General features: G+C 54.4%; 16 protein-coding genes. 12 read left to right on the top strand and 4 right to left on the bottom strand.

Annotated elements, in window-relative coordinates; all coding sequences use genetic code 11:
• The first annotated feature begins 4 nt into the window (after positions 1 to 4).
• The 10 genes from BAR1_RS17165 to infB all read left to right on the top strand — a co-directional run bounded on the left by BAR1_RS17165 (position 5) and on the right by infB (position 13,545).
• On the top strand, positions 5 to 2,233 hold the full coding sequence (locus BAR1_RS17165) for a glycosyltransferase family 2 protein (RefSeq protein ID WP_118944549.1): 2,229 nt from the start codon (positions 5 to 7) through the stop codon (positions 2,231 to 2,233).
• Between the two features lie 135 nt (positions 2,234 to 2,368).
• A complete protein-coding gene (locus tag BAR1_RS17160; RefSeq protein ID WP_118944160.1) occupies positions 2,369 to 3,916 on the top strand; it encodes a class I SAM-dependent methyltransferase in 1,548 nt (515 codons plus the stop codon).
• Positions 3,916 to 4,626 (top strand): FkbM family methyltransferase, encoded by a 711-nt coding sequence (locus tag BAR1_RS17155; RefSeq protein WP_118944159.1) that lies wholly within the window; start codon positions 3,916 to 3,918, stop codon positions 4,624 to 4,626. Before BAR1_RS17160 ends, BAR1_RS17155 begins: the two co-directional genes overlap by 1 nt.
• The gene (locus BAR1_RS17150) at positions 4,607 to 5,989 is read left to right on the top strand and encodes a hypothetical protein (protein WP_118944158.1); all 1,383 of its coding nucleotides are present in this window, start codon (positions 4,607 to 4,609) and stop codon (positions 5,987 to 5,989) included. The genes BAR1_RS17155 and BAR1_RS17150 overlap by 20 nt, the downstream gene beginning before the upstream one ends.
• Positions 5,990 to 6,075: 86 nt before the next feature.
• Entirely contained in the window at positions 6,076 to 6,963 is an 888-nt protein-coding gene (locus tag BAR1_RS17145; RefSeq protein WP_118944157.1) for a hypothetical protein, read from the top strand.
• Positions 6,964 to 6,990: 27 nt separating this feature from the next.
• Positions 6,991 to 8,007: an SDR family NAD(P)-dependent oxidoreductase gene (locus BAR1_RS17140; RefSeq protein WP_118944156.1), complete on the top strand. Its 1,017-nt coding sequence runs from the start codon at positions 6,991 to 6,993 to the stop codon at positions 8,005 to 8,007.
• A gap of 193 nt (positions 8,008 to 8,200) precedes the next feature.
• Positions 8,201 to 8,776: a ribosome maturation factor RimP gene (gene rimP / locus BAR1_RS17135; RefSeq protein ID WP_118944155.1), complete on the top strand. Its 576-nt coding sequence runs from the start codon at positions 8,201 to 8,203 to the stop codon at positions 8,774 to 8,776.
• A 2-nt stretch (positions 8,777 to 8,778) separates the two neighbouring features.
• A complete protein-coding gene (nusA, locus tag BAR1_RS17130; RefSeq protein WP_118944154.1) occupies positions 8,779 to 10,398 on the top strand; it encodes a transcription termination factor NusA in 1,620 nt (539 codons plus the stop codon).
• A 25-nt stretch (positions 10,399 to 10,423) separates the two neighbouring features.
• The gene (locus BAR1_RS17125) at positions 10,424 to 11,056 is read left to right on the top strand and encodes an RNA-binding protein (RefSeq protein WP_118944153.1); all 633 of its coding nucleotides are present in this window, start codon (positions 10,424 to 10,426) and stop codon (positions 11,054 to 11,056) included.
• Complete coding sequence (infB, locus tag BAR1_RS17120; RefSeq protein ID WP_118944152.1) at positions 11,053 to 13,545, top strand: translation initiation factor IF-2; 2,493 nt, start codon at positions 11,053 to 11,055, stop codon at positions 13,543 to 13,545. The genes BAR1_RS17125 and infB overlap by 4 nt, the downstream gene beginning before the upstream one ends.
• A gap of 71 nt (positions 13,546 to 13,616) precedes the next feature.
• Here the strand turns inward: infB and BAR1_RS18330 are convergent, their stop codons facing one another.
• From BAR1_RS18330 to BAR1_RS17105, 4 genes are all read right to left on the bottom strand, one after another.
• Positions 13,617 to 13,748, bottom strand: coding sequence for a hypothetical protein (locus BAR1_RS18330; protein ID WP_267128380.1), 132 nt, complete (start codon positions 13,746 to 13,748; stop codon positions 13,617 to 13,619).
• Positions 13,749 to 13,862: 114 nt separating this feature from the next.
• On the bottom strand, positions 13,863 to 14,261 hold the full coding sequence (gene mutT, locus BAR1_RS17115) for an 8-oxo-dGTP diphosphatase MutT (RefSeq protein WP_118944151.1): 399 nt from the start codon (positions 14,259 to 14,261) through the stop codon (positions 13,863 to 13,865).
• Entirely contained in the window at positions 14,258 to 15,553 is a 1,296-nt protein-coding gene (argJ, locus tag BAR1_RS17110) for a bifunctional glutamate N-acetyltransferase/amino-acid acetyltransferase ArgJ (RefSeq protein ID WP_118944150.1), read from the bottom strand. The genes mutT and argJ overlap by 4 nt, the downstream gene beginning before the upstream one ends.
• Before the next feature lie 12 nt (positions 15,554 to 15,565).
• The gene (locus BAR1_RS17105; RefSeq protein WP_118944149.1) at positions 15,566 to 16,414 is read right to left on the bottom strand and encodes a peptidylprolyl isomerase; all 849 of its coding nucleotides are present in this window, start codon (positions 16,412 to 16,414) and stop codon (positions 15,566 to 15,568) included.
• Between the two features lie 190 nt (positions 16,415 to 16,604).
• Between BAR1_RS17105 and secA the strand changes: the two genes are divergently transcribed.
• Together secA and BAR1_RS17095 are read left to right on the top strand one after the other, a co-directional pair.
• Complete coding sequence (gene secA, locus BAR1_RS17100) at positions 16,605 to 19,292, top strand: preprotein translocase subunit SecA (protein ID WP_118944148.1); 2,688 nt, start codon at positions 16,605 to 16,607, stop codon at positions 19,290 to 19,292.
• Between the two features lie 119 nt (positions 19,293 to 19,411).
• On the top strand, positions 19,412 to 20,290 hold the full coding sequence (locus BAR1_RS17095; RefSeq protein ID WP_162891830.1) for a hypothetical protein: 879 nt from the start codon (positions 19,412 to 19,414) through the stop codon (positions 20,288 to 20,290).
• Positions 20,291 to 20,304 lie beyond the last annotated feature (14 nt).

The following is a 20,304-nucleotide window of genomic DNA, read 5'->3' as shown; positions in this document are numbered from 1 at the left end:
CGGCATGTTCCAGAAACGCACCCTGAATGTGCAACGCTTCGGTGATGTTACCGTGCTGGATGCCGTTCCCACGCCGGATGGCGCGCGGCTGTTTTTTGCGGCCAATACGCCGATGGATCAATTTCTGGCCGGAAAAGACACCGAGATCGTTGATATGCGCAGCGTGGGCGATGCGCCGATTTTGACTTGCACCATATCGGGGGATGCGCCGGTTTCGGTTTCAGTTGGTGAAACGGAAATGGAAATCGGGTTGTCCGAGGCCGAGACCGACCTGTTCGAAGGGTTGAACGTGGGGTTCGCAATTCGCAATGGCGAAACACTGGAAACCACGCTGGACTGGTTGCAATACCACGTCGAACACCACGGTATGAACGCGGCGTTGATACTGGATCGTGCCGCGCCGGAAAGTGATAAACCCTATGCGAACAAACTGAAAAACAAAGCGGCCAGGATCAAAGGGCTGAAACGGCTTGTCTTGCTGGATTCGCCTGTGCCGCTGGGCAAACCCGATTTACCGCCCGAGGCACATCCCTATAATGTGCCTGGTGCGCCGGGCAAGGACCGGATGGAGATCCCGCCCGCCGATCCCTGGACGTCCCCGCTGGGAGAATTGCAACTTTTCGAACTGGCCCGCCTTCGGTTTCTGAACACTGCCCGAGCGGTGATGACGATCGAGATGTATGACCTGCTGGTCAAGCGCAAAGGGCCAAATGTGTTTGATCGCGCCACAAAGGCCAGTCATGGCTGTATCCAGCTGGACGGCCACCAGATTTACCCATGGCGTGTGCGTCCGAACCAACCGGCGCGGTTCGGGGACCACATTTGCCGTCAGTTCGATGCCAAAGGAACGCGCAAACGCTGGTGTGTGGCGCCTGCTGTGGCCAAGAAAAACACCGTCTGGCGTCTGATCCGTGTGGTGGGCGCGCCGCCCGCAGCGGATGAAACCGCGCCATATCTGCGGTGCATGGCCCTGCGTCATCCGACCGAAACGGTGTCGAAAATCGTGCCCAAAACCAGCCTGATCGAGGACCGGCATCTGCTGGAACTGGCACAGAATATTTTCAACTATAAACCGGTCCGAACGCCCGAGGAAAACGCCGAAAAACGCAAGAAAGGCGAAACCCGCACCTGCATTGTTACCACGATGAAAAACGAAGGGCCGTTCATTCTGGAATGGCTGGCCTATCACCGTGTGATCGGGGTGCAGGATTTTCTGGTCTATACGAATGACTGCACCGACGGCACCGACACCATGTTGCAGATGTTGCAAGGCAAGGGGCTGGTGCAGCACCGTGAAAACCCGTTCCGCGAATCCGGCCTGAAACCGCAACACGCCGCGTTGCAGGCGGCCGATAATGAACCGATGGTGAAGAACGCCGATTGGTTGATCTGCATGGATGTGGACGAATTTATCGACATCAAATGCGGTGATGGCACGCTGAATGCGCTGTATGATGCCATCGGGGATGCCAATATGATTTCGCTGACATGGCGGTTGTTCGGTAACAACGATGTGCATGAATTCAAAGACGGCCTGATCATCGAGCAATTCACCCGCTGCGCCGAGGAATTCATCCGCAAACCGCATCAGGCTTGGGGATTCAAGACGCTGTATCACAATGTCGGGATATTTAAAAAGATGGGGGTGCATCGGCCCAAGGGCCTGAAACCGCAACTGTGGGAAGACATCAACTGGGTGAACGGATCGGGCAGGCAAATGCCCAGCGAAATGTATCGCAATGGCTGGCGGTCCACCGTGACGACCTATGGCTATGATCTGGTGCAGTTGAACCATTACGCTGTGCGGTCCGCTGAAAGCTTCCTTGTGAAACGGGATCGCGGGCGGGTGAACCATGTCGATCGTGATCAGGGGCTGGTTTACTGGTTCCGGATGAACAACAACGCAGTAGAAGAACGGTCGATCCAGCGAATAGTTCCGGCTGTGCGGGCGGAAATGGACCGGTTGCTGGCTGATCCGGACATTGCCGCAGCCCACGCCTATTCGGTGGAAAAGCACAGCGCCAAAATAAAAGAACTGAAAGCCGGCGACAGCTATGCGGCCTTTTACAAAGAGCTGACCGACCCGAAGCTGGAAAAGCTGTCACGGATGCATTCGCAATTCGGGCGCAACGTGTTTTTGCAAGGGCCGAGCGTCATTCCGGACGAGATTGCTGACAAAGACCCTGACGAGAAATTTTTCTTTACAGTCGAAGATGGTGAAACGGCGCATTAACAACAGTTCGGGTAAACGATGGGGCTTTCGTTGACAAACCGCCTGCCGCAATTGATATGTTTCCCGACGTATATAGAGCAGGTAATGTAACGCAGCCATCTATTGGCTGGATGTTTTGAAGTATCGAGGAATTCTATGGCCCTTCCGACAATCGGCACATTATGGATTGGTCCTGAACTGGGCTGGATGGAACAACTCTGCCTGAAATCCTTTCTGGATCACGGGCACGAGGTGGTGCTGTATACCTATGACAATGTTGAAAATGTGCCCAAGGGGGTGCGGATGGCGGATGCCAATGACATCCTGCCGTCGGACAACATCATCCGCCATGCCAATACCGGCAGCCCTGCCTATCATGCAGATATTTTCCGTCTGCACATGCTGCAACAGACCGATAACATTTGGGCTGATACCGATGCGTTTTGCTGTCAGCCTTGGGATGTGGAAAAGGGCGCGCATTTTCACGGCTGGATTTCGGACAAGAAACCGATTGTAAACAATGGTGTTTTACGTCTACCAAAGGACAGTAAAACGTTAAGGGATATGCTGGATTTCACCAGTGACGAATACCCGATTCCGCCTTGGTACAGCCCTGAAAGGCAAAAAAAACTGCGGAATCTGAAAGAGGTGGGTGAAGGCGTCCATGTGTCTCTGCTGCCCTGGGGCGTTTGGGGGCCGGATGCTCTAACATGGTTTCTGAAGGCAACCGGTGAAATAGAGCATTCCCGACCCGGCCATGTAATCTATCCAGTTCCTTTTTCCATTGCCGGTGTGATGCTGAATCCGAACAGGTTCAACAAGGCAAAGAATATGATCCGTGACGATACTCTTTCGATACATTTCTGGGGTCGCCGGTTTCGGAATATCGCCGCAAAATACGATGGCATACCCCATAAGGACAGCTATGTTGCCATGCTGTGCAAACGTCACAAGATAGATCCACAGAAAACGGCCCACTTGATGAAAAAAACAAATGTAATCGAACCAATCGAAAATGTGGATTTTTCCATGTTTGATGATGCGGATGTTGCAAATCTGCTTTTGCAGCGGTCCGAAGTGGGGGCTGTCAGGCAGGAAATCCGTGAATGGATGGATGGCAATGACATACCTTTACAGAAATACGCACGGGATAACCGTGACGAAATTCTTACCCAAGCCCTGGAGGTCGCGCGTCGCGAATGTGAGTATTTTGTCAAATCGCTTGATACGCACCCCCCTGCGAGCATTGCCGATATTGGTTGTGGCTATGCTTTTGCGGATCTGTTTCTGTATCACCGTTATCAGGCTGACATCACCTTGATTGACATCGAACAAAGCAAGGATCGCCATTTTGGTTTTGCAAATTCGGGCGCCGGTTATGCCAGCCTGGACAAGGCATTCAGGTTTCTGACCGGCAACGGGGTACCAAAGGAAAAGATCCAGCTGGTGAATCCAAACAAGGAAAGTGTGGCGGATATTGGCAGTTTCGATCTGGCAATCAGTCTGGCGTCTTGCGGGTTTCATTATCCGGTTGCCACCTATGACGGCTTTTTTGCAAACCAGATTAAAAAAGGCGGGGCCATAGTTCTGGATATTCGCAAAGGATCGGGCGGGATTGGTGCAATGAAGGCCTATGGCAAGGTAGATGTACTGGTTAAACACCCGAAATACTCCACGGTCGTGGTAAAAACAGAGGGCTCATAATGACCGAAATACTGGAAATAGAGGGTGTTCGTATTCCCTATGATCCATTGATCATCACCCCTAAAATTGCACGCTCGATCAAAAAGGGCCGGTATGAAAACGACGAGGTCACCGGGACCCCCAAATTTATCAAGCCCGATGACCGGGTGATCGAACTGGGGGCCGGTATCGGGTTTATATCTTCGTTTATCAGCACAGCACTGGGTATGAAAAACGTTATGTGCATAGAGGCCGACCCGAATTTATGCAATTTCATAAAAAAGGTGCATGAAGAAAACGGGATTACCACGGCCGAGGTGCGCAATGTTGTTGCCCTGAACGATGCGGGCACCCCCGGTGTGGCAGATTTTTTTGTGCGCGAGCCGTTCTGGTCGTCATCGCTTGATAGCGAAGACGAATATGTGAAATCAGTCGAGGTGCCGACAGTCCATTTGTCTTCGTTGATAAAGGAATTCAACGCGAACACCCTTATAGTCGATATCGAGGGGGGGGAGAAGGATTTGTTTTCACCGCTGGACTTGTCAGGTATCGATAAGGTGTTCCTTGAAATTCACACACGCAAGATCAAGCGGATCGGAATCAAGATGTGTTTCGATGCTTTGTCAGAATGTGGTTTTGCATACGACCAGCAGGTTAGCCGGGGTGGCTCGGTTCTTTTTCGAAGAATACCCAAATGGCAATTAAAGGCTTATGATCGTGACCACGGTTGATACGGCCCGTGTGTTTGGCGCGCTGGACCTGGATGATGTGGACAGTGTGATCGATATTAATTGCGGCGCACCCGAACTGACGATTGCGTTGCATCACAGATACGGCTGTCGGATTATATTGATCGGTGTTGCACCTGCGGGGAGGCTTGGCAGGATCGACGCAGAGAAACTATCGGATTACCAAAGCCGGTTACATGCTGCAGGTATTGACGAATCTTCGGTCAGTGTCATCACGAAATGGCGCAATCTGGAATCCTGCGATGTTTTACTTTCAATAGACAGTTTCGGTGCGCGCTATAATATCAAGGCGCTGGCAGCGATTATGGACAGGGTGTTGCACTCTCAAAGCCGTTTGGTTCTAGAGGTGCGCAAAGGATCGGGCACATATCCGTTTTTGGCATCCTATGGTGGTTGCAATACATTGACGAAGCCAACAAAGGATACCAATGGCATTGTTGTCATGTCGGTCGAGCCGAAAACGCAACCGGCCGGCGAATGGTCGGAAATCGCAACAAAGCTGGCGGGCAAAGACGGGTTTTTTACCGACTGTGGCGAACATTCGTTCCTGTATATCCCGCGTGGCGATACGTTGGTGGTGACCTTTGACAACCTTGATATTGCAATGACCAAACGTGATGACCGGCGCCCTTGGGGGTTTTCGTTTATCGAATCCGAAGGCTGGTCGATGCTGGGTGTGATGGCAAACGGCTGGACATGGTTTCGCGATGATGCGGTGGTGGCCGAATTTGACCGCCTGCGCGACAGCGGCTTTTTTGATCAGTTCAAACGCGTGGTGTTCTACGGGGCCTCGATGGGGGGTTATGGCGCGGCGGCCTATTCGGCGGCGGCCAAAGGATCGACCGTTTTTGTGATCAGCCCGCAATCGACACTGGACAAAGAAATCGTCCCTTGGGAAATGCGCTATAAAAAAGTCTGGAGCCGTGATTTTTCCGGCCCCTACGGGGACGCATCAATCAGCAGCCAAAGTGCGGCCAATGTTCATTTGATGTATGATCCCTATGTTGCAGCTGACGCCGCCCATGCCGCACGGTTTACCGGTGATAATGTCACCCATTGGCGCTGTCCGCTGTTGGGGCACCGGTTGGGATCGTCATTGCAGCAGATGGGGATTTTGCAGGAAATTGCCCGCAAATCCATTCTGGGGGAACTGGACCGGCTAACGTTCTATAAGCTGCTGCGTAAACGCCATGATTTTTCGCGTTATCAACGGGAACTGGCAAACCTTGCACTGGACCGCGGCCGCCCCGAATTGGCGCGCCGGGTTTGCCGCTATGTGTTGGCACAACGCAATGACAGGTTTTTCCGGAAAATGCTGACTAGAATTGCGAATGATCATAGTTAAATAGAACGTAATCAAACCCGCCTTGAGGCACCCTTTGAAAAGGTGATATGCTGACAGGCAGTAACCAGAGCGGACCGCAGACAATTATGCGCACAGATATCAACATCGTTTACCATCTGGGGGCGCCTTTTACGGATAATGAACAGGTGACGTGGTCCCTGCGCAAGGATGCAGTGCTTTTGTCAGAAAAGAATGTGTATCTGCGTCGCCCAAAATTGTATCGCCCGCTGATTGCGGAAATGGTTCAGGAACTGCAGGGCGAAAAACCGTCGGTTACTGATCAGGAAAATCTTCTGAATGCGATTGTCGGGAAAGAGAAGGTCAAGCGTTTGATCATGACAAACCCCAGCTTTCTGGGGGTTCCGGCATGGATGTTTTACGGCGGCAGATTTTACGATAACGCAGGTAAGAATACAGCCGCTATCAGAAACCTTTTCCCCGACAACCCTTGCGAATTTTTCCTTGGAGTTGCCAATCCCGCTGTCTTTATTCCGAATGTTTTCAGGGGGCAGAAAGAAAAGAAATATCCGCAGTTTATGGAAAATACCGATTTGGCAACAGTGCGCTGGTCTGACGTAATCGCCAGAATCCAGGAGGCAAACCCCGATTGCCCGATCACTATTTGGTGCAATGAAGACAGCCCCGTAATCTGGTCAGCTATATTGCACAAGATTGCTGCAATAGACCCCAAGATAAGTTTACAGGGGGAAAATGACATCATTAACATGATCATTTCCGAAGAAGGCCAGGCCCTTCTGGCGAAATATCTGGCGGATCGTCCCAATCTGACCGAGGCCCAACGCCGGCGTTTACGAATTGTTTTTCTGGAACGGTTTTATCTAAGCGATGCCGTAGAAGAAGTAATCGACTTGCCCAGCTGGACGGATGAAACTGTAGAAGCACTGACAAAGATTTACGATGACGATGTAAACCGCATCAAGCAAATGGATGGCGTGACGTTTCTGTCCCCATAAGAAACCCGCAAGAGCAAGGCCCTTATTATGCGCACAGCCCTCGTTACCGGTTCTGCCGGATTTATCGGATACTTTACCAGCAAACGGCTGCTCGAGGCCGGATTCCGGGTGATCGGTGTTGATGCCATGACCGATTATTACGATGTGTCGCTGAAAGAACGGCGTCACGAAATGCTGTTGGAATCACCGCATTTCACCGCAATCAATGCGCGCATCGAAACCCCCGATATGCTGAAAAACCTGATGCGCGACGAAGGGGTGGATGTGGTTGTCCATCTGGCGGCGCAGGCCGGTGTGCGTTATTCGATCGAGGATCCGAAGTCCTATGTGCAGGCCAATTTGCTGGGCGCTTATGAACTGCTGGAAGCCGCCCGCGCCTATCCTCCAAAACACCTTTTGATGGCCTCGACATCGTCGGTTTACGGCGCCAATACGCAGATGCCCTATAAGGAAACCGATAAGGTGGACACGCAGATGTCGTTCTACGCCGCCACCAAAAAGGCGAACGAGGCGATGGCCCATTCCTATGCCCATCTGTATGGCATCCCGACCACCATGTTCCGGTTTTTCACCGTTTACGGCCCGTGGGGCCGTCCCGACATGGCGCCAATCCGGTTTGCCAAGGCCATTTATGCAAATGAGGCGATAGACGTTTACAACCACGGCAAAATGAAACGCGACTTTACCTATGTCGAGGATCTGGTCGAAGGCATCCTGCGCCTGATCGATGCGGTGCCGGTGCGCCCCGTTTCCGGGGATGCGATCGAGGACGGCGACAGCCTTAGCCCCGTTGCGCCGTTCCGGCAGGTGAATATCGGCAATGCCGAACCCGTGCCGCTGATGGATTTCATTTCCGCGATGGAAGCCGCCATCGGGGTTGAGGCGAAAAAGAATTTCATGGACATCCAGCCCGGCGATGTGCCCGCCACCTGGGCCGATATATCCCTGTTGAAACGGCTGACGGGGTATGCACCGAAAACCGACGTGCGCACGGGGGCAAAGAAATTTGTGGCGTGGTATCGGGAGTATTATAACGTATCCTGACACGGCGCCTGTAATCGCCCCTTGCAGACTCGCCCGCCTTGCCCTATATGCTTGGTCAACAGCGGCGCGCTGGCTTCCACCCCCAACGCCCACCGGAATTCTTAACGGGCCGCGCGCCCGTTTTTTTGTGCTTTTGCAAATACAGCAAATGTGCCGGAAAACGGCCACCACCAAAGATATAAGAACGGAACGAATGAACGACCTGATCGCAAAAGCGGCGATTGACCGCAAGCTGGCAGAAATTGTCCAACCCGTCATCGAGGGGCTGGGTTACGAGCTGGTGCGTATTCGCATGATGGGCGGCAAAACCAAATCGTTGCAGATCATGGCCGAGCGTCCCGAAGGCGGAATCGAGGTGGATGATTGCGCCAAGATTTCGACGGCGGTTTCTGCTATACTGGATGTCGAAGATCCGTTCGAAGACCCCTATGCGCTGGAGGTTTCCAGCCCCGGCATCGACCGCCCCCTGACCCGTTTCAAAGACTTTGACATGTGGAACGGATACGAGGCCAAGATCGAAACAGAAGAACTGGTCGATGGCCGCCGCCGCTTTAAGGGCGTGCTGGCCGGCACCAACGACGACGAGGTTCTGATCACTATTGATGAGGGCACAATCGGCCTGAAATTCGATTGGTTGTCGGATGCCAAACTGGTTCTGACGGATGAACTGATTACCGAGATGCTGCGCCAACGCAAGGCAAGCGGCGACATTAACGAAGACGATTTCGACGAGATCGAAACCACTGACCCGGACACGGAAGAGGGCTGAAAATGGCTATTACCAGTGCAAACCAACTAGAATTGCTGCAAACCGCCGAGGCGGTCGCGCGCGAAAAGATGATCGACCCCGAGCTGGTGATTGAGGCGATGGAAGAAAGCCTCGCGCGTGCTGCCAAGTCGCGTTACGGCATGGAAATGGACATCCGTGTGTCGATTGACCGTAAAACAGGCAAGGCAACATTCAAGCGGTTTCGCACGGTTGTCGCCGAGGACGAGCTGGAAAACTATCAGGCCGAGTTCACCGTAGAGCAGGCCAAGGAATATATGGATGATCCGCAAATCGGCGACACCTTCGAAGAAGAGGTTCCGCCGGTTGAAATGGGTCGTATCGCCGCGCAATCCGCCAAACAGGTGATCTTGCAGAAGGTGCGCGAAGCGGAACGTGATCGCCAGTACGAAGAATTCAAGGATCGCGCCGGCACCATCATCAACGGTGTGGTCAAACGCGAGGAATACGGCAACGTCATCGTGGACGTTGGCCGTGGCGAAGGCATCCTGCGCCGTAACGAAAAAATCGGCCGCGAAAGCTATCGCCCGAATGATCGCATCCGTTGCTACATCAAAGATGTGCGCCGCGAGGTTCGCGGCCCGCAGATTTTCCTGAGCCGCACCGATCCGCAGTTCATGGCCGAATTGTTCAAGATGGAAGTGCCGGAAATTTACGATGGCATCATCGAAATCAAGGCCGTTGCCCGTGACCCAGGTTCGCGTGCCAAGATCGCCGTGATTTCCTATGATGGCTCGATTGATCCTGTCGGTGCCTGCGTTGGTATGCGCGGCAGCCGTGTGCAGGCCGTTGTGAACGAACTGCAAGGGGAAAAGATCGACATCATCCCCTGGAACGAGGATGCGCCGACTTTCCTGGTGAACGCGCTGCAACCGGCCGAAGTTTCCAAGGTGGTTCTGGACGAGGAAGCCGAACGGATCGAGGTTGTCGTGCCGGACGAACAACTGTCGCTGGCAATTGGTCGCCGTGGCCAGAACGTGCGTCTGGCCAGCCAGCTGACCGGTCTGGACATCGACATCCTGACCGAGGCCGAAGAATCCGAACGCCGCCAGAAAGAATTCTCTGAACGCACTCAACTGTTCATGGAAACGCTGGATGTGGACGAATTCTTTGCGCAGCTTCTGGTCGCCGAGGGCTTTACCTCGCTCGAGGAGGTTGCCTATGTGGAAATCGACGAACTGCTGGTGATTGATGGCGTGGACGACGATACCGCCAACGAATTGCAGGCCCGCGCCCGTGACAAACTGGAAGCAGCCAACAAAAAGGCCATGGAGCATGCCCGTGAACTGGGCGTCGAGGACAGTCTGGTGGCTTTTGAGGGTCTGACCCCGCAAATGCTAGAAGCGCTGGGCGAGGATGGCGTGAAAACGCTGGAAGATTTCGCAACCTGCGCTGACTGGGAACTGTCGGGCGGCTGGACCACGGTTAATGGCGAGCGCGTCAAAGACGAAGGCGTGCTGGAGAAATTCGACGTCTCGCTGGAAGAAGCGCAAAACATGGTGATGACCGCGCGGATCCAGTTGGGCTGGGTTGATCCGGCTGATCTGGAAAGCGACGAAGAAGAAACCGAAGACGGTGAAACAACTGCGGAGGCCGGGGTCTGATTTTTCAGGCCTCAGGGTTTGAAAAATGGCACGAGGTGGTCACAAAAAGGTTCGGGATGATGCCGAACGGCGCTGTATCGTCACTGGCGAGACACAGCCCAAGGCCGGCCTGATCCGTTTTGTGGTCGGGCCGGACAATGTGATTGTGCCGGACCTGCTAGAAAAATTGCCCGGTCGGGGCATTTGGGTCACTGCTGATCGCGCAACGCTGGAAAAGGCCGTTAAAAAGGGTCTTTTTGCGCGGGGTGCGAAACAGGCGGTGACTGTGCCCGATGATCTGGTCGATGCGGTTGAAACAGGGCTGGTAAAGCGGGTCGTTGACCTGATTTCACTGGCCCGCAAGGCCAGCGGCGCCGTGACCGGATATGAAAAGGTCAAAGGCTGGCTGATGACGGAACGTGCAAGGGTGCTGATACAGGCCGTTGACGGTTCCGGTCGTGGCAAATCCAAGCTGCGCTCGCCCGAAGGAAAGGATACTTTCATCGGGATTCTGACCGCGAACGAATTGGGTTTGGCATTTGGACGGGAAAATGTGATACATGGCGCGCTTGCGGCTGGTGGACTCACACAACGTGTTGTAGAGGAAGCAGCAAAGCTGAAAGGCTTGCGCGGAAATGTTGGTGAAAACACCGACGAGAAGGGTTTGAGGACCACATGAGTGAGAATGACGGCAAAAAGACATTGGGCATCGGCGGTGCCCGCCCCGGGAATGTAAAGCAAAGCTTTAGCCACGGGCGCACCAAGAATGTCGTGGTGGAAACCAAACGCAAGCGCGTTGTCGTGCCCAAGCCGGGCATGAGCAAGCCAACTGTGGGCGGCAAGAACAAGGTTATCAAAAGCGATCCTTCCAAACGGCCCGCCGGTATATCCGATGCGGAAATGGAACGTCGCCTGAAGGCGCTGAAACTTGCCAAGGCGCAAGAGGTCGAAGATACGGCCCGTCGCAATGCCGAAGATGAAGCCCGTGCCGCTGAACGTGCCCGCCGCAAGGCCGAGGCCGAGGCCAAGGAACGCGAAGAGCAGGAACGCGAAGCCCGCTTGAAAGCCAAAGCCGAAGAAGAAGAGCGCAAGCGCACCGAGGCTGCCGAAGCCGAGACCCGCGCCAAGGTAGCAGCAGCGCAACCGCCTGCTGCTGATCCGGCCGCCGCCGCACCACGCGGTGGTGCTGGCAAACCGTCCGCTGCACCGCGCAAACAGGATTATGACCGCGACCGCCAGAACAAGGGTGGCAAGGCCCGCAATGATGGCCGCCGCTCGGGCAAGCTGACGCTGAATCAGGCGCTTTCGGGTGGCGGTGGACGCCAACGTTCGATGGCTGCGATGAAACGCAAGCAGGAACGCGCCCGCCTTAAGGCAATGGGCGGTCCGGTCGAGCATGAAAAAGTGATCCGCGATGTTAAAGTGCCCGAAACCATTGTGGTTTCGGAACTGGCAAACCGGATGGCCGAACGTGTCGCCGATGTGGTCAAATCGCTGATGAATATGGGCATGATGGTTACGCAAAACCAGTCCATTGACGCAGACACCGCTGAGCTGATTGTCGAAGAGTTTGGCCACAAGATCAGCCGTGTATCCGATGCTGACGTAGAAGATGTGATCAAGGCCGTCGAGGACAAGCCCGAAGATCTGAAACCACGTCCGCCGGTCGTTACTGTGATGGGTCACGTTGATCACGGTAAAACATCCCTGCTGGACGCTATCCGCCACTCCAAGGTGGTAACCGGCGAAGCGGGCGGTATTACCCAGCATATCGGCGCCTATCAGGTGAAAACCGATGATGGCCAGATTTTGACGTTCCTTGATACACCCGGCCACGCGGCGTTTACGTCGATGCGGGCCCGCGGGGCACAGGTGACGGATATTGTTGTGCTGGTGGTTGCGGCGGATGACGCTGTGATGCCGCAAACGATCGAGGCGATTAACCACGCCAAAGCGGCCGGTGTGCCGATGATCGTGGCGATCAACAAAATTGACCGCCCGAATGCCGACCCTGACAAAGTGCGCACCGATCTGTTGCAGCACGAAGTCATCGTCGAGAAAATGTCGGGCGACGTTCTGGATGTCGAGGTTTCGGCCATCAACGGCACCGGTCTGGATAAACTGCTAGAGGCAATCAGCCTGCAAGCCGAACTGCTGGACCTGCACGCCAACCCCGACCGCGCCGCCACAGGCGCCGTGATCGAGGCCAAGCTGGACGTGGGCCGTGGCCCGGTTGCAACGGTTCTGGTTCAGAACGGCACGCTGCATCGTGGCGACATCTTTGTTGTCGGTGAACAATATGGTCGCGTTCGTGCGCTGATCAACGATCAGGGCGAACGTGTCGAGGAAGCCGGCCCATCGGTTCCGGTCGAAGTGTTGGGCCTGAACGGCACACCCGAAGCCGGCGACGTTCTGGATGTGGTCGAAACCGAGGCACAGGCCCGCGAAATCGCCAATTTCCGCGCCCACGCTGCCAAGGAAAAACGCGCCGCTGCCGGTGCTGCCACGACGCTGGAACAGCTGATGGAAAAGGCCAAGGAAGACGAGAACGTCGCCGAAATGCCAATTCTGGTGAAGGCCGATGTGCAAGGCTCTGCCGAGGCGATCGTTCAGGCGATGGCCAAGATCGGCAATGACGAAGTGCGTGTTCGGGTGCTGCATTCGGGTGTTGGCGCGATTACCGAATCCGATATCGGCCTTGCCGAAGCATCGGGTGCGCCGGTGATCGGGTTTAACGTGCGGGCCAATGCATCTGCCCGCAAGGCCGCAAACCAGAAGGGGATCGAGATCCGCTATTACTCGATCATCTATGATCTGGTGGATGACGTGAAAGCCGCTGCCTCGGGTCTGCTGAGTGCCGAAATTCGCGAGAACTTCATTGGCTACGCGAAAATTCAAGAAGTGTTCAAGGTAACCGGCGTTGGCCGTGTGGCTGGTTGTATCGTGACCGAAGGCGTTGCCCGTCGTTCGGCCGGTGTGCGCCTGCTGCGTGACAATGTGGTGATCCACGAGGGCACGTTGAAAACGCTGAAACGCTTCAAGGATGAAGTGGCCGAAGTTCAGTCGGGGCAGGAATGCGGTATGGCATTCGAAGCCTACGACGATATTCGCCCGGATGATGTGATCGAAATCTTCGAGCGCGAAGAGATCGAGCGCAATCTGGACTAGGTTAGCATCACTTTAAAACGACAAAAAGGGAAGGCTTTGGCCTTCCCTTTTCTATTTGGCGGTATGGTATTTCAGCCGGCGTTTACCGGCTTGCCTTCGTAGACCTTGTTATCGACACGCACGGCAATTTTGCCGTTCGACAAGGCGCGCACAAAGACACCCTGCACAGAAACACAGCTTCCTAGAATGATTGTTCTGACCATTTCGTATACCTCCCCAGGCGAAGAATCTTGTTAAGACAACCCTAACACGAGGAAAAACGAAGTCACCAGTAATTCGGTTAAATTGTTCCTAAAATGGAAACGGCAAGCGCCTGCCTAAAGCCAATCCCGCAGCACAGGTATTAAAGGCACATCGGCTGGCGGCATGGGATAATTGCGCAAGTCTTTGACATTAACCCATTTTAGGGTCTGCCCCTCTTTTGGTTGCGGGGTACCTTCCCATTTTCGACAGGCAAAAAGCGGCATCAGTAAATGGAAATCATCATAGCTGTGACTGGCAAAAGTCAGCGGAGCCAGACAACTGGACCATGTGTTTATGCCCAGTTCTTCGTCCAATTCGCGAATCAGGGCAGCTTCGGGGGTTTCACCGGTTTCAACTTTTCCGCCCGGAAATTCCCACAGACCAGCCATTGATTTGCCCACGGGGCGTTGGGCCAGCAGGATACGCCCGTCGTGATCAATCAGGGCTACGGCAGAAACCAGAAGCGTTTTCACGAGCGGTAATCCGCGTTTATTTCGATATAGCCGTGGGTCAGATCGCAGGTCCAGACGGTGGCCTTGCCCGTGCCGATCCCCAGATCAACGGCAATCAGCAATTCATCGCCTTTCATGTGTTTGGCAGCGTCTTCTTCGGAATAATCCGGTGATACCTGACCGTTTTCGGCCACCAGCACATCGCCAAAGGAAATCGACAGGCGGTCGCGATCGGCCATGGCGCCGGATTTGCCAACAGCCATCACCACCCGGCCCCAGTTGGGATCCTCGCCAGCGATAGCAGTTTTCACCAGCGGGGAATTGGCAATCGCCATGCCAACACGGTGCGCATCGGTGTCATTATAGGCGCCGGTGATGCGGACTTCGACAAATTTGGTCGCGCCTTCGCCATCCTTGACCACCAGATGCGACAGATCGCGCATCACGTCATGCAGTGCATCATAGAACGGGCCGTTCATGTCGGTAATTTGATCGGCGGATGATTTTCCGGTCGCTGCCAGCAACAGGCTGTCCGAGGTCGAGGTATCGCTATCCACCGTGATGCAGTTGAAGGTTTTATTGGTCAGCGTGGCCAGCATATCCTGCAATAGCGGTTGGGCGATTTTGGCGTCGGTAAAGATATAGACCAGCATCGTTGCCATATCGGGGGCAATCATGCCGGATCCTTTGGCGATACCGGCAATCCGGATGTCACCGCTATTGGTCTGTACAACCGCGCTGGCCCCTTTGGCAAAGGTATCGGTTGTCATAATCGCCGCTGCGGCATCCTGTATGCTGTCGGGCGACAGGCCGTTTTCCAGATCGGCCAGTTTGACCGTGATCCGGTCAAACGGCAGGGGTTCACCGATCACGCCGGTCGAGGCGGAAAACACTCGGTTTTGTGGCAGGTCGAGCACATCGGCCACGGCTGCGGTAATACCGGCCACGGCGTCCACCCCGCTTTGGCCGGTAAAGGCGTTGGCATTGCCCGAGTTCACCACAATCGCGGCACCGGCGGATGGGTCGCCACCGATTTTTGCCTGACAATCCAGCACAGGGGCGGAACGGGTGGCGGATTTGGTGAACACGCCGGCAACCGCGGTTCCGGGGCAAAGCCGCGCCAGCATCACATCGGTTCGCCCGCTGTACCGCACGCCTGCCTCGATCGCGGCAAATTCGACGCCTTCAATGACAGGCAGATCAGGAAAGCCACCCCTGGGGGCAAGCGGAGAGACAGAGGCATGGCTGTGCCCCTGTTTCAACTGCTTTTTCAGCTTCTTGATCTTCTTCTTCAGTTTTTTGACTTTGCCCATCAAAACCGGCCTTTAGTTGTCGATCAGTTCAGGATGGCTCAGAACCGATGCGGGAACGGTTTCTTCGTCTGCGCGTGTGATCTCGGCCCCTTTGGTCGCGTCAGCCATGATCTGTTCAACCAGTTTTTGCTGAATTTCGGCCTCAAGCTCACCTTTGACTTCTTCCAGAGGGGGGGCGTCTTTCATGCGGGTTTCGTTCAGGATCAAAACATGCCAGCCAAACTGGGTTTGAACCGGATCGGATATCTCGCCTGCCTTCATTGTGACAACGGCATCCTCGAACGGCTTGACCATCATGCCTTTGCCAAACCAGCCCAGGCTACCGCCATTGGGGCCAGATGGGCCGGTTGATTTTTCCTTGGCCAGCTCGGCAAAATCGGCGCCCTCGTCCAGCTGCTTTTTGATCGCTTTGGCTTCGTCTTCGGTTTCGACCAGAATGTGCGAGGCGTTATACTCGGTTTCCGGCTCCATATTGGCATAGCGTTCGTCATAGGCGGCCTGAATGGCCTCGTCTGTGATGGCGGCACGCAGTTTTTGGTCCATCACATAACCGGCCCGCTGGGCGTTCAATTCATTTTCTGCTGTCAGTTTGATGCGCAAAGGCACTTCACCTTTTAGTGATTGCGATAGTGCAACTTGCTGAATCAACTGCTCGACCAGCCCTGTGAACAAAACATCGTCTGGCAGGGCCTGATATTGTTCCGGCAGGCTCGCTTTGACCGCAAGAACATGGCCGACAGTGATCTTTTCGCCGTTCACGGTTGCGACAACGGTGTCGGCGGTAGGTTCTTCCGCAAAGGCGGGTAGGGCCAGACCTGCAACCAGTACCGCAGAAAGCCAGAATTTATTGCGTTTTAACATCTATTTCGTCCTCAGATCGGGTTACACGGGCGCGTAACATTGACACTACCTTAACAGCTGCTTACATCGCCAAAGGGTCTTTGGCGCAGGCTGCACTTAACTTCTTGTTCGTATGTAGGATGCACAAGGGGCAGGGGCAAGAGACAGTCGCTCACGATCTTTTTAAAACAGACCAAAAGGCAGAGATAAAATGCTAGGTATCGGAACCATCGCCAAGAAAGTTTTTGGCACCCCGAATGACCGGAAAATCAAGGCGACGCTTCCGCTGGTCCAGAAGATCAATGCGCTTGAACCCGAGTTTGTGAAACTCTCGGACGACGAGATCAAGCAAAAGACCGAAGAGCTGGCCACCCGGGCGATGAAGGGCGAGAGCCTGGATGATCTGCTACCCGAAGCATTTGCCAACTGCCGCGAGGCCGCGCATCGGGCGCTGGGCTTGCGGGCGTTTGATACACAGCTGATGGGCGGGATATTCCTGCATCAGGGCAACATTTCCGAAATGAAAACCGGTGAGGGTAAAACCCTTGTGGCGACATTTCCGGCCTATCTGAACGCGCTGACCGGCAAGGGTGTGCATATCGTTACGGTGAACGATTATCTGGCCAAGCGCGACGCCGAATGGATGAGCAAGGTTTATACCCAGCTGGGCATGACCACCGGGGTGGTTTACCCGAATATGCCCGATGCCGAAAAGAAAGCCGCCTATCTGGCCGATGTGACCTATGCCACCAACAACGAGCTGGGTTTCGATTACCTGCGCGACAACATGCGCATGGACCTGTCCGAAATGATGCAGCGCGAGCATAACTTTGCCATCGTTGACGAAGTGGATTCGATCCTGATCGATGAGGCCCGCACACCGCTGATCATTTCCGGCCCGTCCGATGACCGTTCCGAACTGTATGTCACCATCGACAAACTGATTCCCGAACTGACCGATGAACATTACGAGCTGGACGAAAAAACCCGCAACGTAACCTACACCGAAGCAGGGAACGAATTTATCGAGCAACGGCTGAAAGCCGCCGGTATCCTGCCCGAAGATCAAAGCCTGTATGATCCTGAAAGCACCACAATCGTGCATCACGTCAATCAGGGCCTGAAGGCGCATATTCTGTTCCTGAAGGACCAGCACTATATCGTCCGCGATGGCGAAGTGATGCTGATTGACGAATTCACTGGCCGTATGATGCAGGGCCGCCGTTTGTCCGATGGTCTGCATCAGGCAATCGAGGCGAAAGAAGGCGTGACGATCCAGCCGGAAAATGTGACGCTGGCGTCAGTGACCTTCCAGAACTATTTCCGCCTGTATGATAAACTGGCCGGCATGACCGGTACCGCCGCCACCGAGGCCGAGGAATTTCAGGAAATTTACGGTCTGGGCGTGGTCGAAGTGCCAACCAACCGCCCCATCGCGCGGATTGATGACCACGATCAGGTGTATCGTACTGCCAAAGAAAAATACGAAGGTGTGGTCAAGACCATTCAAGAGGCACACGCAAAAGGCCAGCCTATGCTGGTTGGGACCACGTCGATTGAAAAATCCGAAGAGCTGTCGAATATGCTGAAGGCGGCCGGAATCACGCATAATGTTCTGAATGCGCGCCACCACGAACAAGAGGCGAAAATCGTTGCCGATGCGGGTAAATTCGGAGCGGTCACAATCGCAACAAACATGGCCGGCCGCGGCACCGACATCCAGTTGGGCGGCAACGTCGATATGGTTGTGATGGAGGCATTGGAAACCGATCCCGAAGCCAACCCGGACGAGTTGCGCGCCAAGGTTGAGGCTGCGCACGCCGAGGAAAAAGCCAAGGTGATCGAGGCGGGCGGTCTGTTCGTTCTTGCCACCGAACGTCACGAAAGCCGCCGGATTGATAACCAGCTGCGCGGTCGTTCCGGCCGTCAGGGTGACCCCGGGCGTTCCAGTTTCTTCCTGTCATTGGAAGATGATTTGATGCGCATATTCGGATCCGAGAAACTGGATGCGGTTCTGTCCAAGATGGGCATGAAAGAAGGCGAAGCACTGGTTCACCCGTGGATTAACAAATCGCTGGAACGGGCGCAGGCCAAGGTCGAGGGACGCAACTTTGACATTCGCAAACAGCTGTTGAAATTCGATGATGTGATGAACGACCAGCGAAAAGTGATTTTTGCCCAGCGTCGCGAAATCATGGAAACGCAGGATCTGTCGGAAATCGTAAAGGATATGCGCCATCAGGTTGTCGAAGATCTGGTTGACACCCATATTCCACCGAAAAGCTATGCAGACCAGTGGGATACAGAAGGGTTGTATGCCGCTGTTATGCAGCGTCTGGGCATGGACGTACCGGTAATCGCTTGGGCAAAAGAAGAGGGTGTCGACGACGAGGCGATTATTGATCGGTTGTGTGACGCATCCGATGAAATGATGGCGCAAAAGGCGGCGCAGTTCGGGCCGGATACCATGCGGTCGATTGAAAAGCAGATTCTGTTGCAGACGATTGACCAGAAATGGCGGGAACATCTGTTGACGCTGGAACATTTGCGTTCGGTCATCGGGTTCCGCGGCTATGCCCAGCGCGATCCGTTGAATGAATACAAAACCGAATCCTTCCAACTGTTCGAAAGCCTGCTGGATTCCCTACGCGAGGATGTGACCGAGCAACTGGCGCAAATTCGCCCGCTGTCCGAAGAAGAACAGCAGGCCATGATGCAGCAGGCTATGGCGGAACAACCGGAATTGGCCCAGCTTGCACCGCAAGAGGAACCGACAGGCGTAGCCCTGGAAGGTTTTGATGAAAATGACGAATCGACCTGGGGAAATCCGGGCCGGAACGACAAATGCCCCTGTGGTTCGGGCAAGAAATTCAAACATTGCCACGGGCGGCTGGTTTAAGGATAGTGTTGCAGTTACTGTAAAGGGGTTTTGATACGGGGGCTGCAATGTCGGGGAAGCGAATTTATCCAGCGATTGGGATAGCATTACTGGCTATTCTGATCGTTGGATACGAATTTATGACCCGAACGGTTCCCTTACCCGGCACCATTGAACCATCACAGCCTGTAGCCGTTGAACCGGCTGTGATCGCGCCCAAATCCATCCCGCGCGATATTGCCAGACTTGCCCTGCCGGCCGTTGGTCAGGCGTTGGCCAGACGTGTTGGTCAATCTGAACAAAACTATAAACCCCTTGAACCCGACAATGCGCAATACAGCCTTTTGGGGTTTTCCTGTAGTATATCCCTTGATGTAACGCATTTTCGGGGGGACAAGGTAACTCTAGAACTTGATGCCCCCTGTCAGATGGGTGTGCCTGTAACTTTCCGCCATGAAGGATTGTTTTTTACCGTTGTGACCTCGGACATCGGGCGGGTTACTGTCAATATCCCTGTGTTCAGCAGACAGGCCGTTTTTAGCGTCGAGATGCCCGATGGCTCAACGATTTCCACAGAGGCACTCGTGCAAGAGGCGAATGATTATGATCATGTTGCCGTGATGTGGTCGGGGGATACGGGCTTGCAAATTCACGCCTATGAACCATCCGGTGCGCATGTTTGGGGCTATGCCCCGCAGAACATTTCAGTCGCCATAAAAGGGCGTGGCGGATATGTCACCCGCTTGGGCAGCACGGATTTTCCCGAGGCAAAACAAGCCGAAATCTATAGTTTCCCCCGACGGAAGATACGGAAATCCGGTGTTGTGCGGCTGGCTTTGTCGGCTGCTGTAACGCCGTATACCTGCGGTAAGAACAGGGTGGTGAAAACGCTTCAGCCTGGGGTAAATGGCGGCAATACGCTGGTTGATCTGGTGTTGAATATGCCCGCCTGTGATAGTGGTGTGCGCAATCTGGTGTTGAAAAATATAATCAGGGACTTAAAGATTGCGCAAAACTGAACACCGGGGATGGT

The sequence above is a fragment of the Profundibacter amoris genome (assembly GCF_003544895.1).
GTDB lineage: Bacteria > Pseudomonadota > Alphaproteobacteria > Rhodobacterales > Rhodobacteraceae > Profundibacter > Profundibacter amoris.
This window is presented reverse-complemented; position numbering and strand designations above follow the sequence as displayed.

Coding starts and splice junctions, on each gene's coding strand:
- BAR1_RS17095 (WP_162891830.1), top strand. CDS start 19,412: ATGACCCGAACGGTTCCCTTACCCGGCACCATTGAACCATCACAGCCT.
- BAR1_RS17145 (WP_118944157.1), top strand. CDS start 6,076: ATGCGCACAGATATCAACATCGTTTACCATCTGGGGGCGCCTTTTACG.
- infB (WP_118944152.1), top strand. CDS start 11,053: ATGAGTGAGAATGACGGCAAAAAGACATTGGGCATCGGCGGTGCCCGC.
- BAR1_RS17150 (WP_118944158.1), top strand. CDS start 4,607: ATGATCGTGACCACGGTTGATACGGCCCGTGTGTTTGGCGCGCTGGAC.
- BAR1_RS17140 (WP_118944156.1), top strand. CDS start 6,991: ATGCGCACAGCCCTCGTTACCGGTTCTGCCGGATTTATCGGATACTTT.
- BAR1_RS17105 (WP_118944149.1), bottom strand. CDS start 16,414: ATGTTAAAACGCAATAAATTCTGGCTTTCTGCGGTACTGGTTGCAGGT.
- BAR1_RS17160 (WP_118944160.1), top strand. CDS start 2,369: ATGGCCCTTCCGACAATCGGCACATTATGGATTGGTCCTGAACTGGGC.
- BAR1_RS17165 (WP_118944549.1), top strand. CDS start 5: ATGTTCCAGAAACGCACCCTGAATGTGCAACGCTTCGGTGATGTTACC.
- rimP (WP_118944155.1), top strand. CDS start 8,201: ATGAACGACCTGATCGCAAAAGCGGCGATTGACCGCAAGCTGGCAGAA.
- argJ (WP_118944150.1), bottom strand. CDS start 15,553: ATGGGCAAAGTCAAAAAACTGAAGAAGAAGATCAAGAAGCTGAAAAAG.
- BAR1_RS17125 (WP_118944153.1), top strand. CDS start 10,424: ATGGCACGAGGTGGTCACAAAAAGGTTCGGGATGATGCCGAACGGCGC.
- secA (WP_118944148.1), top strand. CDS start 16,605: ATGCTAGGTATCGGAACCATCGCCAAGAAAGTTTTTGGCACCCCGAAT.
- BAR1_RS18330 (WP_267128380.1), bottom strand. CDS start 13,748: ATGGTCAGAACAATCATTCTAGGAAGCTGTGTTTCTGTGCAGGGTGTC.
- nusA (WP_118944154.1), top strand. CDS start 8,779: ATGGCTATTACCAGTGCAAACCAACTAGAATTGCTGCAAACCGCCGAG.
- BAR1_RS17155 (WP_118944159.1), top strand. CDS start 3,916: ATGACCGAAATACTGGAAATAGAGGGTGTTCGTATTCCCTATGATCCA.